The 16,264-nt window shown below is 46.5% G+C and carries 16 protein-coding genes; 14 read left to right on the forward strand and 2 right to left on the reverse strand.

What is annotated here, in order from left to right; translation table 11 throughout:
- Nucleotides 1–29: 29 nt before the first annotated feature.
- The 6 genes from hflX to ACXAGL_RS17510 all read left to right on the forward strand — a co-directional run bounded on the left by hflX (nt 30) and on the right by ACXAGL_RS17510 (nt 6,070).
- Nucleotides 30–1,265, forward strand: coding sequence for a GTPase HflX (hflX, locus tag ACXAGL_RS17485; protein WP_474991960.1), 1,236 nt, complete (start codon nt 30–32; stop codon nt 1,263–1,265).
- A gap of 17 nt (nt 1,266–1,282) precedes the next feature.
- Nucleotides 1,283–2,545, forward strand: a complete 1,263-nt coding sequence (locus ACXAGL_RS17490; RefSeq protein ID WP_474968562.1) for a methionine gamma-lyase family protein — start codon at nt 1,283–1,285, stop codon at nt 2,543–2,545.
- Nucleotides 2,546–2,654: 109 nt separating this feature from the next.
- On the forward strand, nt 2,655–3,059 hold the full coding sequence (locus ACXAGL_RS17495) for a MerR family transcriptional regulator (RefSeq protein ID WP_474968563.1): 405 nt from the start codon (nt 2,655–2,657) through the stop codon (nt 3,057–3,059).
- Nucleotides 3,060–3,087: 28 nt separating this feature from the next.
- Nucleotides 3,088–4,419, forward strand: a complete 1,332-nt coding sequence (glnA, locus tag ACXAGL_RS17500) for a type I glutamate--ammonia ligase (RefSeq protein WP_474968564.1) — start codon at nt 3,088–3,090, stop codon at nt 4,417–4,419.
- A gap of 232 nt (nt 4,420–4,651) precedes the next feature.
- Nucleotides 4,652–5,752 (forward strand): N-acetylmuramoyl-L-alanine amidase, encoded by a 1,101-nt coding sequence (locus ACXAGL_RS17505; protein ID WP_474991961.1) that lies wholly within the window; start codon nt 4,652–4,654, stop codon nt 5,750–5,752.
- Between the two features lie 87 nt (nt 5,753–5,839).
- Entirely contained in the window at nt 5,840–6,070 is a 231-nt protein-coding gene (locus ACXAGL_RS17510; RefSeq protein ID WP_474968566.1) for a hypothetical protein, read from the forward strand.
- A gap of 65 nt (nt 6,071–6,135) precedes the next feature.
- On the opposite strand, the gene lexA is transcribed toward ACXAGL_RS17510, so the two are convergent.
- Nucleotides 6,136–6,759, reverse strand: coding sequence for a transcriptional repressor LexA (lexA, locus tag ACXAGL_RS17515; RefSeq protein ID WP_027954294.1), 624 nt, complete (start codon nt 6,757–6,759; stop codon nt 6,136–6,138).
- Nucleotides 6,760–7,065: 306 nt separating this feature from the next.
- On the opposite strand from lexA, the gene ACXAGL_RS17520 reads away from it, so the two are divergent.
- The 7 genes from ACXAGL_RS17520 (at nt 7,066) to ACXAGL_RS17550 (ending at nt 12,736) form a co-directional block, all read left to right on the forward strand.
- Entirely contained in the window at nt 7,066–7,716 is a 651-nt protein-coding gene (locus ACXAGL_RS17520; protein WP_474991963.1) for a YneB family resolvase-like protein, read from the forward strand.
- Between the two features lie 102 nt (nt 7,717–7,818).
- Nucleotides 7,819–8,052 carry a DUF896 domain-containing protein gene (locus tag ACXAGL_RS17525; protein WP_474968569.1) on the forward strand — a complete coding sequence of 78 codons (234 nt, stop codon included), beginning with the start codon at nt 7,819–7,821 and terminating at the stop codon, nt 8,050–8,052.
- Between the two features lie 171 nt (nt 8,053–8,223).
- The gene (gene tkt, locus ACXAGL_RS17530) at nt 8,224–10,227 is read left to right on the forward strand and encodes a transketolase (protein ID WP_474968570.1); all 2,004 of its coding nucleotides are present in this window, start codon (nt 8,224–8,226) and stop codon (nt 10,225–10,227) included.
- A gap of 343 nt (nt 10,228–10,570) precedes the next feature.
- Nucleotides 10,571–10,795 (forward strand): YneF family protein, encoded by a 225-nt coding sequence (locus ACXAGL_RS17535; RefSeq protein ID WP_008640348.1) that lies wholly within the window; start codon nt 10,571–10,573, stop codon nt 10,793–10,795.
- Between the two features lie 141 nt (nt 10,796–10,936).
- Nucleotides 10,937–11,641 carry a cytochrome c biogenesis CcdA family protein gene (locus ACXAGL_RS17540; RefSeq protein WP_027954298.1) on the forward strand — a complete coding sequence of 235 codons (705 nt, stop codon included), beginning with the start codon at nt 10,937–10,939 and terminating at the stop codon, nt 11,639–11,641.
- A 68-nt stretch (nt 11,642–11,709) separates the two neighbouring features.
- Nucleotides 11,710–12,153 (forward strand): Na(+)/H(+) antiporter subunit B, encoded by a 444-nt coding sequence (locus ACXAGL_RS17545; RefSeq protein WP_474968582.1) that lies wholly within the window; start codon nt 11,710–11,712, stop codon nt 12,151–12,153.
- A 100-nt stretch (nt 12,154–12,253) separates the two neighbouring features.
- Nucleotides 12,254–12,736, forward strand: coding sequence for a CcdC family protein (locus ACXAGL_RS17550; RefSeq protein ID WP_474968583.1), 483 nt, complete (start codon nt 12,254–12,256; stop codon nt 12,734–12,736).
- Nucleotides 12,737–12,753: 17 nt separating this feature from the next.
- On the opposite strand, the gene ACXAGL_RS17555 is transcribed toward ACXAGL_RS17550, so the two are convergent.
- Nucleotides 12,754–13,182 carry a DUF2621 domain-containing protein gene (locus ACXAGL_RS17555; RefSeq protein WP_027954301.1) on the reverse strand — a complete coding sequence of 143 codons (429 nt, stop codon included), beginning with the start codon at nt 13,180–13,182 and terminating at the stop codon, nt 12,754–12,756.
- Between the two features lie 278 nt (nt 13,183–13,460).
- Between ACXAGL_RS17555 and acnA the strand changes: the two genes are divergently transcribed.
- On the forward strand, nt 13,461–16,166 hold the full coding sequence (acnA, locus tag ACXAGL_RS17560) for an aconitate hydratase AcnA (RefSeq protein ID WP_474971433.1): 2,706 nt from the start codon (nt 13,461–13,463) through the stop codon (nt 16,164–16,166).
- The last annotated feature ends 98 nt before the right edge of the window (nt 16,167–16,264 follow it).

A 16,264-nucleotide genomic window follows, 5' to 3' on the forward strand; every position in this document is an offset into this window, starting at 1 on the left:
GATACAGGTGTAGAAAAGAAGGTGTTTAGATGAGCGCAAATGAACGCGTCATTTTAGTAGCAAGAAAAGATCCGGCGGAGCTGGAGGAACGCTTCCAGTCTTCTTTGGAAGAACTGCAGTCCCTGACAGAAACCGCCGAGGGAGAAGTGTGTAAGATTATTACACAAAAGCGTGACCGGGTTCATCCGGCCACGTATCTTGGTGAGGGTAAGCTGCAGGAAATTAAGGAAGCCGCCGAAGATAATGAGGCGGAACTGATTATATTCAATGATGAGCTTTCTCCAGGACAGCTTCGAAATATTCAGGACATCGCTGAGGTCAGGGTCATTGACCGCAGCCAATTGATTCTGGACATATTTGCCGGCCGGGCACGGACGAAAGAAGGGAAGCTTCAGGTAGAGCTCGCACAGCTGCAGTACCTCCTTCCACGTCTTTCCGGGCAGGGAACGTCACTGTCCCGACTCGGGGGTGGAATCGGAACCCGTGGTCCTGGTGAAACAAAACTTGAGACAGACAGGCGTCATATCCAGCGCCGGATTGATGATATCAAACGACGGCTGGATGCTGTTGTGAAGCAGAGGGAGCAGTATAGAAAGAGGAGAAAAGAAAACCGGGCGTTTCAGGTGGCTATTGTAGGTTACACCAACGCAGGAAAATCGACATTCTTCAATAGAGTCACAGACAGCCGGTCGTTCGAGGAGGACCTTTTGTTTGCGACGCTTGATCCTTTGACACGGCAGATGAGCCTGCCTTCGGGCTTCCAGGCGCTCGTATCGGATACGGTCGGTTTCATTCAGGATCTTCCAACAACGCTGATCGCCGCTTTCCGTTCCACATTGGAAGAGGTAACGGAAGCAGATTTTATCGTTCACATGGTGGATGCGTCCCATCCGGATCACATCCAACAGGAGAAAATCGTGCTGTCGCTGCTCGGAGACCTCGGTGCTTCGCAGCTTCCCATGCTTACGGTCTATAATAAGATGGACCTTCTGAACGAAGATTTCATTCCGGATTCATTTCCTTCTATAACTGTGAGTGTCCATGATTCCATCGATTTGAAGCGGATCCTTCATAAACTCGAAGAGGTACTTAAAGAAGAATGGGACGAGTATGACGTCTTCATCCCTGCTTCTGAAGGGAAACGTCTGCAGCAGTTCAAAACGTACAGCATGGTCACATCGCTTACGTTCCATGAGGATAAGGAAGGGTATGCCCTTCACGGATATATCCATCCCGACCATCCATTGAAACATCAGATTTATTAATAGAAAGAGAGTGCAGCATGAATATTCAAGCTTTGAAAGAACAAGTAGAAACACAAATTACAGATCAACACAGACACATTGCGCGCATCGTTGAAGAAAACCAATCCAAGGTCCTTGATGCCTTTCAAAAACTACGGGTCAGTGATTCCCATTTCAATCCAACAACAGGATATGGGTACGATGATTTCGGCAGAGATACCCTGGAAGCCTTGTATGCCCGGATTTTTAAGGCGGAGGATGCCCTTGTCCGTCCTCAGCTTATTTCAGGCACGCACGCGATTACGACGACACTGTTCGGCGTGCTGCGCCCGGGAGATGAGCTTCTCTACATATCCGGGGATCCTTATGACACGCTGACAGAAGTGATTGGTACAGAGGGTGGAGAGGATAAAGGTTCCCTTAAAGATTTCGGTGTAACGTATCGGTCCACCCCTCTGGATGAGGCGGGTGATTTTTCCAAAGGAAAAATCAAGGAAGCTGTATCGGAGAAAACAAAGGTTGTCGCGATTCAGCGCTCCAAAGGCTATGACAACAGACCTTCCTTCCCCATTAAAAAGATAGAGGAAATCATTTCGTTTGTTCGCAGCTTGAAAGAGGATGTCATCATTTTTGTTGATAATTGTTATGGCGAATTTGTGGAGACAAAAGAACCTCTTGAAGCAGGAGCAGATCTTATCGCGGGATCTTTGATTAAAAATCCTGGTGGAGGGATCGCCCGCATCGGCGGATATATAGCCGGGAAGAAAAGTCTCATTGAATTGTGCAGCTACAGGCTGACAGCTCCGGGGCTCGGTAAGGAAACCGGGGCCAGTTTGAACAGTCTCCAGGAAATGTACCAGGGGATTTTCCTCGCTCCCCACGTCGTAGGGGAAGCGCTGAAAGGAGCTGTCTTCACATCCAGATTTTTAAGTGAATTAGGCTTTGATACGAATCCGTCCTTCGATGCTCCGAGAACAGACTTGATCCAATCCGTCAATTTTGAAAGTGCCGATCAGATGATCCGATTCTGTCAGGCTATTCAGCAGGCATCTCCGGTGAACTCCCATGTAACCCCACAGCCGAGTGCCATGCCTGGTTACGAGGATGAGGTCATTATGGCTGCGGGGACCTTCATACAAGGGGCGAGCCTGGAGCTCACCGCCGACGGTCCTGTACGCCCGCCGTTCACCGCCTATGTACAAGGCGGCCTTACGTATGCTCATGTGAAAACAGCTGTGATGAAAGCGGTGCAGGGTCTTGCCGATGAAGGAATGGTAAAGGTGGATTCCAGAGCCTACTAAAGCCCTTACAAAAAAGCGTGGATATAGTGTAAACATTCCTCACATATGTTGACATCTTCCCTCTGTCACGTATAATAAAAGTATCATCTTTACGGGAGGAGGCACATCGATGAGTGATGAAATTCGTCGTTCTATGCCGTTGTTCCCGATGGGGATTGTTCAATCGTTAACAGACCTTACAGCCAGGCAGATCCGTTATTATGAGCAGCACGAGCTGATCCACCCTGCCAGGTCTGAAGGGAACCGTCGTATTTTTTCCTTCAATGATGTCGATCGACTGCTTGAAATCAAGGACCTCATTGACCAGGGAGTGAATATGGCGGGAATAAAAAAAGTTCTTAAGCTTGAAGAACAGCCCGAGAACGAGGTATACGATGGAGACCGTGTGAAGGAAGTTCACAATGAATTGACCGATAAACAGCTCCGCCGTATGCTGCAGCAGGAACTATTCACCGCGGGAAGACAAGGGAAACTAGCCATCAGGCAGGGAGAAATGTCAAGATTCTTCCATTAATGAATTTTTGTTGGAGAGGGGTATTTCTATGGGTTTAACAAGAGAAGAAATATTTAAGAAAATCGACGAGGAAAATGTCAAGTTCATCCGTCTGCAGTTCACGGATATGCTGGGCACAATCAAAAATGTGGAGATTCCACTAAGCCAGCTCGACAAAGCACTGGACGGAAAAATGATGTTTGACGGATCCTCCATTGAAGGATTTGTTCGTATCGAGGAGTCAGATATGTACCTGATCCCTGACCTGGATACGTTTGTCGTTTTCCCATGGACGTCAGAAAAAGGGAAAGTGGCCCGATTCATCTGTGATATTTACAACCCGGACGAAACTCCTTTCGAAGGATGCCCGCGCTATAACTTGAAGCGCAACATTAAGAAAATGGAGAAACTCGGATTCTCTGCCTTTAATATCGGTACAGAACCTGAATTTTTCTTGTTTAAATTAGACGAAAAAGGCGACCCATCCCTGGAGCTGAATGACCGTGGCGGTTATTTTGACCTCGCTCCTACCGATCTTGGGGAAAACTGCCGTCGTGATATTGTGCTGGAACTTGAGGAGATGGGCTTTGAAATCGAAGCCTCCCACCACGAGGTTGCCCCGGGTCAGCATGAAATTGATTTTAAATATGCAGATGCTGTGAAACACTGTGATGATATCCAGACCTTCAAGCTTGTTGTTAAAACGATCGCGCGTCAGCACGGTCTGCATGCAACCTTCATGCCGAAGCCTCTGTTTGGTGTGAACGGATCTGGTATGCATGCCAACATGTCCCTCTTTAAGAATGGGAACAATGCGTTCTTTGACGAAAGTGGAAAGGAACAGCTTTCCGATGTGGCTTATCAGTTCACAGCAGGCATTATTAAGCACGCAACAAACTTTACAGCGGTGACCAACCCGACTGTAAACTCCTATAAGCGTCTCGTGCCGGGATATGAAGCGCCATGCTACGTAGCCTGGTCCGGACAGAACCGCAGTCCGCTTGTTCGAGTACCGACGTCCCGTGGCATCAGCACACGTATTGAAGTGAGAAGTGTGGATCCGGCCGCCAACCCTTACATGGCAATGGCTGTCCTGCTTGCTGCAGGTCTTGATGGTGTGGAAAATGGACTTCAGGCTCCAGCACCAGTAGACCGCAACATTTACGTTATGGATAAAAAAGAACGTGAGGCTCACGGTGTCAAAGACCTTCCTGCAACATTATATGATGCATTGGAAGAGCTTCAGGAAGACCCGATCATGGTGGAAGCTCTCGGTGAGCACCTGTTCGAGCATTTCATTGAAGCGAAGGAAATCGAATGGGATATGTTCCGTACCCAGGTTCATCCTTGGGAGCGCGAGCAATATCTGCAGACCTATTAAATAGAAAGACAGAAGGCCCTGACTTACATAAGTCGGGGCTTTTTTATATTTTCCTCAGCATCTGCCGTTGGAATCACCCCGAATCCTGGGAGAAAATCTAACATGGTTCATCATTTTATAGGAAAGGCCGACACCAACGTTCTTATCCAAGCATACATTTGGAGTAGGATGATAGAAGAATGTCCTAGTAAACCCCCTTTTCCAGGAAGGAAGAGTGGAGAGAGGGATGTATATGGCAAGATTAATCAATCCAACAGGGAAATGGAATGGACGTACAGTAGCTTTGGATGATGGACATGGAATGGAAACTCCGGGAAAAAGAACGCCATACATTCAGGAATTAGGCAGACAAATCAAGGAGAACGAATACAATCGTAAAGTTGTACAGTATTTATCGAACATTCTGCTGGATCATGGATTCCGCGTGCTTCTCGTAGCACCGACAGATGAAGACACACCATTATCCTACAGGACGAGAGCGGCCAATGAGAACAATGCGGATATTTATGTATCCGTTCACTACAATGCTTTTGATGGGTCCTTTGGCGGGGCAGATCCAAACGGAATCGAACTTTACGTCTATCCCGGATATTTGAACCGGTCCGCCGGGCGTCTTGCTTCATCACTTGCGAAATACTTACGCCAGGGCACCGATCAAAACTTCAGAGGGATTAAAGAAGCGAACTTCCACGTTCTACGTGAAACGGATATGCCGGCAGTGTTAACAGAGAACGGCTATATGGATAACAAGCGGGAAGCATTATTGATGATTGACGAACGCTTTCAAAAAGAAGTTGCAGAGGAGCACGCCCGGGGCATTTTAGAATACTTTGGAGTTCCGTTCAATGGCGGAATCGACTATCTTTCGCTTGGGGATACCGGCGCGGAAGTCAAGGAAATGCAGGAGAACTTATTAAAACTGGGTTATACCATGAATGGTTATGGAGCTGACGGCAGCTTCGGTCCTGCCACAGAAGCGGCAGTCAAGGCTTTTCAAAAAGACCAGAAGCTTGAAGTGGACGGCTTTTATGGACCGAAAACGAAAGCGGCTGTGCAGAAAGCCTTGGAAGACCTGGATAAAGGAGAAGAGGAAATGGAAAAATTGGCAGTTGTCATAAATTCTTTTGCGGATTTTCCTGCCGTTGAAGCGCTGGCAATCCGTAAAAATGCATTAATTGCACTTAGAGCCGTAGCAGAAAAACGTCAGGTGGCTGAACAAATTATTGTGGCTGGAGGAGGCACAGATGGGCTTAAGGGGAGTAATTTTATTGACTTGACGGGAAAAACCAGATTGGAAACCTCCCAAAACATTAAAAATTATTTAAGTAAATAAAAGAGCTGCAAAACATTCCAGTGTACATTTCCCTTGTTCCTGCATATAATAAATGTAGAACAAATGTTCGGTTAAGGGGTGTGCAATATGGAAACGATTTTCAAACAGTCTGTAGAAAATAAGAAGATCATCGATATGATCTATTTATCTAAGGGGAAACATTGGTCTCAGCGTTCTGTAAGAGTGATTAAAAACCATCCTGATGCCATCCTTGCTTATTGTCTGCAGAAGAAGAGCGTCCGCACATTTTTGAAGAAGAATATTTATTCTGCTGATTTCCGGAGACGGAATAAAAGAAATCGTACGGGGGCTTCTTAACGTTCATATTCTCATGTTCAATACAAAAAACGGCGGGATTGCTCCCGCCGTTTTTTGTACGTGTATTAATGAACGGTACGGTATAAGCCGACGACTCTTCCGAGAATGGATACATCATTTAAAATGATCGGTTCCATCGTGGCATTTTCAGGCTGAAGACGGATGTGATTCTTCTCTTTAAAGAATCGTTTGACAGTAGCCTCTTCCTCTTCCGTCATAGCCACAACTATATCCCCGTTCTGGGCAGTCTGCTGCTGTCTGACAATGACCATGTCCCCGTCAAGAATGCCCGCCTCAATCATACTTTCTCCTTGAACGATAAGGACGAACGTATTGTCTTCCGATCCTGCAAGCGTATCCGGGAGGGGAACATATTCTTCAATGTTCTCTACCGCCGTAATCGGTGAACCAGCCGTAACTTTACCGATGACAGGGGCATAAGTGGCTTCCCCGCGGGGGATACTGTGGTCTTCTTCCAGCTCAATCACTTCGATGGCCCTTGGTTTCGTAGGATCCCTGCGGATATATCCCTTTTTCTCAAGACGGGATAAATGACCGTGGACGGTGGAACTGGAGGCCAGCCCTACAGACTGACCGATCTCCCTTACAGATGGGGGATATCCTTTTAGTAGAACCTGTTCTTTTATGAAATCTAGTATTTCCTGCTGCCGCTTTGAAAGTTTGCTCATAGATTAGCACCTCGTACATAGGATTATAGTAACCACATTGTACCATGCCATCCTCAAAAATACAAACAAGCGTTCGAAAAAAGTCGTTGACAAGAACATACATTCGTCTATAATAGGTATTAGAAAACGCGAACAGAGGTTCTTAGGAACGTTCGTTCTTAAATGGAGGGTTAATTATGTTTAATAAACTATCAAAACTGGACTACACTTATATCGTTTTGTTTATTGTTAGTTTTGCTATTCTCTATTATTCTATGGTTACAAGCGGATAAATCTTGAAAACCAGTAGAAGCGGGGACATACATCATGAGAGTAATCCTATATTGTCGCGTAAGCACGGAAAAAGAGGCCCAGGTCAGCTCCTTGAAAAGACAGAAGGCAGAACTGCATGCCATGGCCGAACATCATGGAATGGAAGTGGCTGCCTGTATAGAGGAGCAGGCGAGCGGGTATGAGATTGAACGGGAAGGTGTTTTCCAGATGCTTGATGCTTTTTCCAATCACGAAGCAGAGGCTCTGTTGGTTCAGGATGAGACGAGGCTTGGCAGGGGAAATACAAAAATCGCTTTGTTCCATCAATTGAACCGGTTGAATGTTAAGGTTTATTCCTTAACCCATAACGGGGAACTGCATCTTTCCGAGTCAGACTCCATGGTTCTTCAGATTGTGGGCATCGTTGAGGAGTACCAGAGAAAAATTCATAATATGAAAATCAGGCGGGGGATGCAGAAAGCGGTCGCCGAAGGCTATGATCCATCTTCGAACCTGTCCAATCAGCATCTGGCAGCGGGGAGAGAGAGGAAGGAATTTCCGATCGAAGAGGTTGTCAGGCTCAGAGGGAGTGATTTGACGTTCAAGGACATTGCGGCAACACTAAGAGGGCTTGGGTATGATGTATCCAAGGCAACGGTTCACCGCCGCTATCAAGAGTACATATCACTTGAAAAAGAAGAATAGGCAGGTTACTATAGGAACATAAGGGAGACAAGAGTCTTAGGGCTGCTTGTCTTTTTCATGTTCTAAAGCTGATCCAGACTATAAAAAAAAGGAGAAGGATCTATGTTATCTCAAGAAAAATTGGACCGTATAAACGAATTAGCCAATAAATCAAAGCAGCAGGAATTATCGGAAGAAGAGAAAAGCGAACAGAAGAACCTGCGTCAGGAATATTTACAGAGTGCCCGTAAATCATTCAAAAACCAGTTGAAAGGTGTCACGGTTATCGATCCTGCCGGGAATGATGTGACCCCTGCCAAACTGCGTCAAATGCAGGAAAACGAAAAGAAAAACTAAACGACTGGACCGATCCGCATCTTCTTTAAAAGGTGCGGATTTTTTTCGTTTAATTCTACAGAAACACGGGGAAATTAAGGAAGGGCGGAGGACAAAAGTTTGCACAACGCCTTGTTTCATTATAGGATAATACATGGTACATATACCTGTACAGAAAGGGGATTATTGGAAATGGCAAAAAGTCTTGAACAAACTTCAATTGATACCATTCGAACACTAACGATCGACGCAGTAGAAAAAGCAAGTTCCGGTCACCCGGGTATGCCTATGGGGGCTGCTCCAATGGCTTATAAACTCTGGACGGAATTTATGGATCATAATCCTAAAAATTCAAACTGGTTCGACCGCGACCGTTTCGTCCTCTCCGCAGGACATGGATCCATGCTTCTATACAGCCTTCTGCACCTTTCCGGCTATAACGTGACAATGGATGATTTAAAATCATTCCGTCAGTGGGATTCTAAAACTCCCGGACACCCGGAATATGGACATACAGACGGTGTGGAAGCAACAACCGGTCCTCTGGGACAGGGACTCGCAATGGCAACCGGAATGGCGATGGCTGAAGCCCACCTTGCCGGAAAATACAACCGCGAAGGCTACAACGTCGTGGACCACTATACATTCTCCATCTGCGGTGACGGTGATTTGATGGAAGGAGTTTCCCAGGAATCTGCTTCGCTTGCCGGCCACCTTGGTCTTGGAAAGCTGGTTGTCCTTTATGACTCCAACGATATTTCTCTTGATGGAGATCTTGACCGTTCCTTCAGTGAAAGTGTTGAAAAACGCTATGAAGCATATGGTTGGGAAGTTATCCGTGTTGAGGATGGTACCGACGTGGAAACGATCGGACAAGCGATCCAGCAGGCAAAAGCCAACACATCCCAGCCTACGATGATCGAAGTGAAGACTGTGATCGGCTATGGTTCTCCTAACAAGTCCGGTAAATCTGATTCGCACGGTGCTCCACTGGGCGAAGAAGAAGGAACAGCTGCCAAACAGTTTTACGGATGGGAACACGAACCATTCCATGTTCCTGATGAAGTATACCAGGACTTCCAGGATAAAGTTCAGAAAAATGGCGAGGACAAAGAGCAGTCCTGGAACGAATTGATGGCTTCCTACAAAGAAGCTTATCCAGAGCTTGCTGAAGAACTGGAAGCCGCTATCCGTGGAGAGCTGCCTGAAGGATGGGAGAAGGAACTTCCATCTTATAAAGTCGGCGAAGACAGTCCGGCTACCCGTGCAGCATCTGGTGACGCCATCAATGCATTGTCCAAAGCCGTTCCATATTTCTTTGGTGGAAGTGCGGACCTTGCAGGATCCAACAAAACGGCTGTGAAAGGCGAAGAAGATTTCTCCCGTGAGAATTACGCCGGCCGCAACATCTGGTTCGGTGTACGTGAATTCGCTATGGCAGCTGCCCTGAACGGTATGGGGCTTCACGGCGGATTGAAAGTTTATGCTGGAACATTCTTCGTATTCAGTGACTACCTTCGTCCAGCGGTTCGACTGTCAGCTCTTATGAGTCTTCCGGTCAATTATGTGTTCACTCACGATTCCGTTGCTGTAGGGGAAGACGGCCCGACCCATGAACCTGTGGAACAGCTGGCTTCTTTAAGAGCAATGCCGAACCTTTCCGTGCTTCGTCCGGCGGATGGGAACGAAACCAATGCAGCGTGGAGGCTTGCTCTTGAGTCCGAAGATAAGCCATCAGCCCTTGTGTTGACTCGTCAGGGACTTCCTACACTGGAAGGAACTGAAGAGCATGCATACGAAGGTATGAAACGTGGGGCTTACATTTTGAGTGATTCAGATAAAGATGAGCCGGATGCCATTCTTCTTGCTTCTGGTTCAGAGGTTCAGTTGATTGCTAAAGCTCAGGAAGAACTTAAGACAAAAGGCTATGATGTCCGCGTCGTGAGTGTGCCTTCCTTCGACCGCTTTAATGAGCAGTCCGCTGAATATAAAGAAAAGGTTCTTCCGAACAGCGTGCGTAAGCGCCTGGCTGTTGAAATGGGAGCTTCCTTCGGCTGGGAGCGCTATGTAGGTCTTGACGGATCTGTCATTGGTATCGACACATTCGGTGCCTCAGCTCCAGGTAATACAGTCATTGAGAACTACGGTTTTACGGTTGAAAATGTTGTCAAACATGCTGAAAACCTTATGAAGTAAGTGGAGAAGGCTGTTCCTATAGGGACAGCCTTCCTTATACATATGTGAATCTCATGTGATAAACTTTTACGATAGAAGCATCCAGCCGTTTTATAAGGAACAAGCTTGTGACCTTTTCGAAAATGGCTTGACTTATGGTATAATAAAGAGTAAGAATGAATGTTGTTTCTCCCAGAGGACGGAAACCGGGTACTTTACTCATCCAAGGGGTATCTTCACCATTGGAGTCGTTTATGAAGGCTGCAGAGGTGGAGAGGAGGCCGCGTTAGAAATGGCTATTGTATTCTATTAATCGTTTTACTATACTGTTATGGGAGACAACACGAAGGAGGAAGACGAAGACATGACATTGGGGATCGTTTGGGTTATCATCATTGCTCTATTGACTCTTGTCGGTGGTGTTGCACTAGGCTTCTTCATCGCCAGAAGATATATGATGAACTATTTGAAAAAGAACCCGCCAATCAATGAACAAATGTTACGTACACTGATGATGCAGATGGGGCAGAAGCCTTCTCAGAAGAAGATCAATCAGATGATGCGTTCCATGAACAACCAAATGAAATAATCAATCAAGCCTTCTTTCCCGGGAAAGAAGGCTTTCTCTATGAGGGCCGTTCAACAGATGTTCACATCGCCGTGTCCTTTTAGCAGATTCATCTGCTAAAATAGACAGCGGATCATATCATGAAATAGGAAGGGGAGACTGATTATGGATGTTAATTTATTCCTTGCCTTTGGAGCAGGCTTTTTATCGTTTATTTCCCCATGTGTCTTTCCTTTATATCCCGCCTTTCTTTCGTACATAACAGGAATGAGTGTGCAGGAATTAAAAGAGGACAATGGCATGTTGAAGCGGACCAGTTTTATACATACGCTGCTTTTTCTGCTGGGCTTCACAACAATTTTCCTGATTTTAGGTTTTTCCGGCTCGTTCTTTTCCCAGTTTCTTATCCAAAACGAAACGATCATCCGGAGACTGGGGGCCATTCTCATTATTTTCTTCGGGTTTGTCATTATTGGTGTATTCAATTTCGACTTCTTAATGAAAGACCGGAAAATCACCTTTAAGAACAGACCATCCGGGTACTTAGGGACATTTTTAATCGGCCTTACGTTTTCGCTCGGGTGGACCCCGTGTACCGGACCGATTCTTGCTGCTGTCCTTTCCCTGGCTGCTGATTCACCTGATTTGTTTCTCGTGATGATGATCGCCTATTCCCTGGGTTTTTCAATTCCTTTTTTTGCGCTTTCCTTCTTCATCGGACGTCTGGGATGGATCAGAAGGCACAGCGCGGGTATTGTAAAAGCAGGTGGGTACATTATGATTGCCGTAGGAATTGCCCTGTATTTCAACTGGATGTACATGCTTACGTCCTATTTAGCAGGTCTGTTTGATTTTCAAGGGTTTTAATGCGTGGATTTTACCCGTTTTTTGTATTATCATGAAAATAGAAAACATATCACTAAAGGAGAAATCGTATGACCCGGACCAATGACATCATTTTACGAACCACTACAACGCTGATCGCCTTCATTCTGCTTGGGTTTTCAGCCTACTTGTTTTTCGCCGGCCACAATGCGCCGGGAGGAGGCTTTATTGGGGGCCTCATGACATCAGCGGCTATTGTGCTGATGTATATGGCCTACGGAATCAAATCGATGGAGAAGATTCTTCCGATCAATTTCAGGCATGTGATTCCTGTTGGACTGTTGATTGCAGCATTGACGGGTATCGGTGGTCTTTTATTTGACCAGCCGTTTTTGACCCAGACCTTTGCCTATTTCCAGCTTCCTGTCCTGGGTAAAACCGAGCTTGCTACAGCACTGCTGTTTGATCTTGGAGTGTATCTTGCTGTCGTAGGCGTGACGATGACCATTATTCTCACCATTGCGAACGACCGCGGGGAAGAGGAAGGTGTGTAAGGACCTGTGAAATCACGGGAACTTTCGCTGAAGGTGAAAGGGACCGCGGTGATCCTCAATTCTTGATCCGGACCGGATGGAACAGAAAGAGTGGATTTATATGTTTTGGTTGATTGCAAGTACGGTGGCAGCCGCTTTCATGGCTACAGCGATGATCTTCGTGCGCCTGAGAGCAGCTAGAAAGCCTGCCAGTGTGAAAAAAATTATTCTACCGCCATTCTTTATGAGTACAGGCGCCTTGATGTTTGTTTTACCGATTTTTCGTGTCGAGTGGACGCAGGTTCTCGAGGCTGTATCCATCGGAGCGCTTTTTTCTATCTTCCTCATCCGGACCTCGAAATTCGAAGTCCGGGATGGCGATATTTACTTAAAACCTTCAAAGTCATTCATCATGATTTTGTTCGGACTTCTTGCTGTAAGGATCATTTTTAAATTGATCGTCGGCCAGCATGTGTCTCTGGGAGAGACGAGCGGTATGTTTTTCCTGCTCGCCTTTGGCATGATTATTACCTGGCGCCTTGCCATGCTGAAACAGTACTTAAGCCTGGAAAAGAAGATACAGACAGGAAAGGACCCCGCCTGAACAGCGGGGTCCTTTTTTCAATTCTCCAGAAGCGTCTGGTACGGAGTCATATCGATTTCTTTTTCATTCAACTTCCTGACCAGAAACTTATGGTCCCTTTTCGGTGTGGCAAGAATGTAGCCTTCGATGAGAATTTCTTCTGTGATTTTTTTCTTGCGGCTGCTGAGGGCAAGTTCACCAATGCGGCCGGCAATTTTCTGGCGTGCTACATCCCTGAACAGTTCTGGAACAGGAGAAATCAGTTCCTCCAAGAGCTCCTTCTGATCCTTCGACCACATATGCCGGGTCTTGTCCACATAGTATTCTTCCCAGTCTATGGTCGATTTTCCATCCTCTTTTGGGAGTCGTTTTAAAAATTTCCGGAACATAAAAAATCCGCCGATGGCCATCAGGCTGACCATAATGATTATCCAGCCGACTATAAAGAGTGCAAAACCACCTGACATAAGATCACCCGTTTCATATTCAAATCTTTGTTAATTTTATTATAATTCGAAGTGTAAGCAAACTCAAGTAGAGATGGAATGTTGTTTTTTGTTTAAAAAACTCCCAATTCAGAAAAATTTGCTGTCATTCATTTTACTTATAAATCGTTTTCATTTACAATTAATAGTGCGGATTTGATACCTGGGTAATACATAAGGGTTCAAATGTACAAATTTGGGGAACAATGACGCCTCTATAAAGGCCATTGTTTGAATATTGATGAGGGGGTAAAAGGAAAATGGCTAGCAATGCATTTCAAGCTCGCAAACAATTTGACCTAAACGGCCAAACCTATAACTATTATGATCTGAAAGCCTTAGAAGATGCGGGACACGGCAAGATTTCCCGTCTGCCTTTCTCCATCCGTATCCTACTGGAGTCTCTGCTTCGTCAGCACGACGGACGTGTCATCAAAGATGAGCACGTGGAGAGTCTAGCAAACTGGGGAACTGAAAAATCAAAAGGGGAAGATGTACCATTCAAACCTTCCCGTGTTATTCTGCAGGACTTCACCGGCGTACCGGCTGTTGTTGATCTTGCTTCCTTGAGAAGAGCAATGGTCGACATGGGCGGAAGTCCAGACAAAATCAACCCGGAAGTACCGGTGGATCTTGTCATCGACCACTCTGTCCAGGTGGATAAATACGGCACACCTGATGCACTGAATGTGAATATGGAGCTTGAGTTTGAACGAAACAAAGAGCGTTATGAATTCCTTCACTGGGCCCAGAAAGCTTTTGATAACTACCGTGCTGTTCCACCGGCAACAGGTATTGTCCACCAGGTAAACCTTGAATATATTGCAAATGTCGTTCACGCGCTGGAAGCGGAAGACGGCACCTATGAGGCTTACCCGGATACACTTGTAGGTACAGACTCCCATACGACGATGATCAACGGTCTCGGTGTTCTTGGCTGGGGTGTTGGTGGCATTGAGGCTGAAGCTGGAATGCTTGGTCAGCCGTCTTATTTCCCTGCACCGGAAGTCATCGGGGTCAAGCTGAATGGCAGCTTCCCACAGGGGACAACAGCTACGGACCTTGCATTGAAAGTAACCCAGGTGCTTCGTGAGCAGAACGTTGTCGGGAAGTTTGTGGAGTTCTTTGGTCCAGGACTACAGGAAATGCCATTGGCTGACCGTGCTACGATTTCCAACATGGCACCGGAATATGGAGCTACATGCGGCTTCTTCCCGGTGGACGGGGAATCTCTGGAATATCTCCGTCTGACTGGACGAAGCGAAGAGCAGATCAACCTTGTCGAAGAATATTCCAAGCGCAACAACCTCTGGTATGATCCATCTTTCGAAGATCCTGAATTTACGTCATTGGTTGAAATCGATCTCGGGGAGCTGGAGCCGAACTTGTCCGGTCCTAAGCGTCCACAGGATTTGATTCCATTATCCAAGATGAAGGACTCCTTCGAAAAAGCGATCACCGGCCCTGCCGGCAACCACGGATTCGGACTTGATAAGTCTGAATTTAAGAAAGAGGCGGAAGTCCAGTTCGAAAACGGCGACAAAACGGTCATGAAAACAGGTGCTCTTGCAATCGCAGCGATCACGTCCTGTACAAACACCTCCAACCCGCACGTTATGCTTGGAGCCGGACTTGTTGCGAAAAAAGCGGTGGAAGCCGGACTGCAGGTTCCTGACTATGTGAAGACGTCCCTTGCACCGGGCTCCAAGGTTGTAACCCGCTATCTTGAGGATTCAGGATTAATGGATTACTTAAACCAGCTTGGCTTCAACCTTGTCGGGTACGGCTGTACAACATGTATCGGAAACTCCGGTCCGCTTCTTCCTGAGATTGAAAAAGCGATTGCTGACAGTGACCTTACCGTGTCCTCTGTTCTTTCCGGTAACCGGAACTTTGAAGGGCGTATCCACCCGCTCGTGAAAGCCAACTACCTGGCTTCTCCGCCGCTTGTTGTTGCGTATGCACTGGCTGGTACGGTTGATATCGACCTGAAAAATGAGCCGATCGGTAAAACAGCGGATGGAAAAGGTATCTACTTTGACGATGTCTGGCCTTCCCAGGAAGAAATTAAAGCGGAAATCGCCCGCGTAGTGACTCCGGAAATCTTCCGTAAAGAATATGAAAGTGTCTTCAATTCCAATGAAAAATGGAATGAAATCCAGACGACAGATGAGCCATTATATGATTGGAATGATGATTCCACATATATCCAGAACCCGCCGTTCTTTGAAGGTCTTTCCAAAGATCCCGAGACAGTTAAACCACTGAATGGAATGCGGGTTGTTGGTAAGTTCGGTGATTCTGTTACGACGGACCACATTTCACCGGCAGGAGCGATTCCAAAAGATATGCCGGCAGGAGAGTACCTGCAGGATAAAGGAGTCAGCCCGCGTAACTTCAACTCCTACGGTTCCCGCCGTGGTAACCATGAAGTGATGATGCGCGGAACGTTCGCCAACATCCGGATCCGTAACGAGCTTGCGCCGGGTACAGAAGGTGGATTTACAACTTACTGGCCGACAGAAGAAGTCATGCCGATTTATACGGCAGCTATGAAGTATCAGGAGGATCAAACGCCTCTGATGGTCATTGCCGGTAATGATTATGGTATGGGAAGTTCCCGTGACTGGGCGGCCAAGGGGACCGACCTTCTCGGCATTAAGACAGTAATCGCTGAGAGCTTTGAGCGTATCCACCGTTCCAACCTTGTCATGATGGGAGTTCTTCCACTGCAGTTCAAACCGGAAGATTCTGTTGAATCCCTTGGTCTTACAGGCCGGGAGACGTTCGACGTTGAAGTCGGTGAAGACGTGAAGCCGCGTGACCTTGTTAAGGTAACCGCTGTGGATGAAGAAGGCAATAAGAAAGAATTTGATGTCATTGCCCGTTTTGACAGTGAAGTGGAAGTGGATTACTACCGCCATGGTGGAATCCTGCAGATGGTTCTGCGTAATAAGCTTAAATAATGGGAAAGAGAGGCCGCTCTTTTGAGCGGTCTTTTTTTATTCCCTGCTTTACGGACATAATCTTTTTTTATATTCTTATACATAGAATAAGGACAACC

The sequence above is a fragment of the Halobacillus sp. ABA4_118 genome (assembly GCF_056160205.1).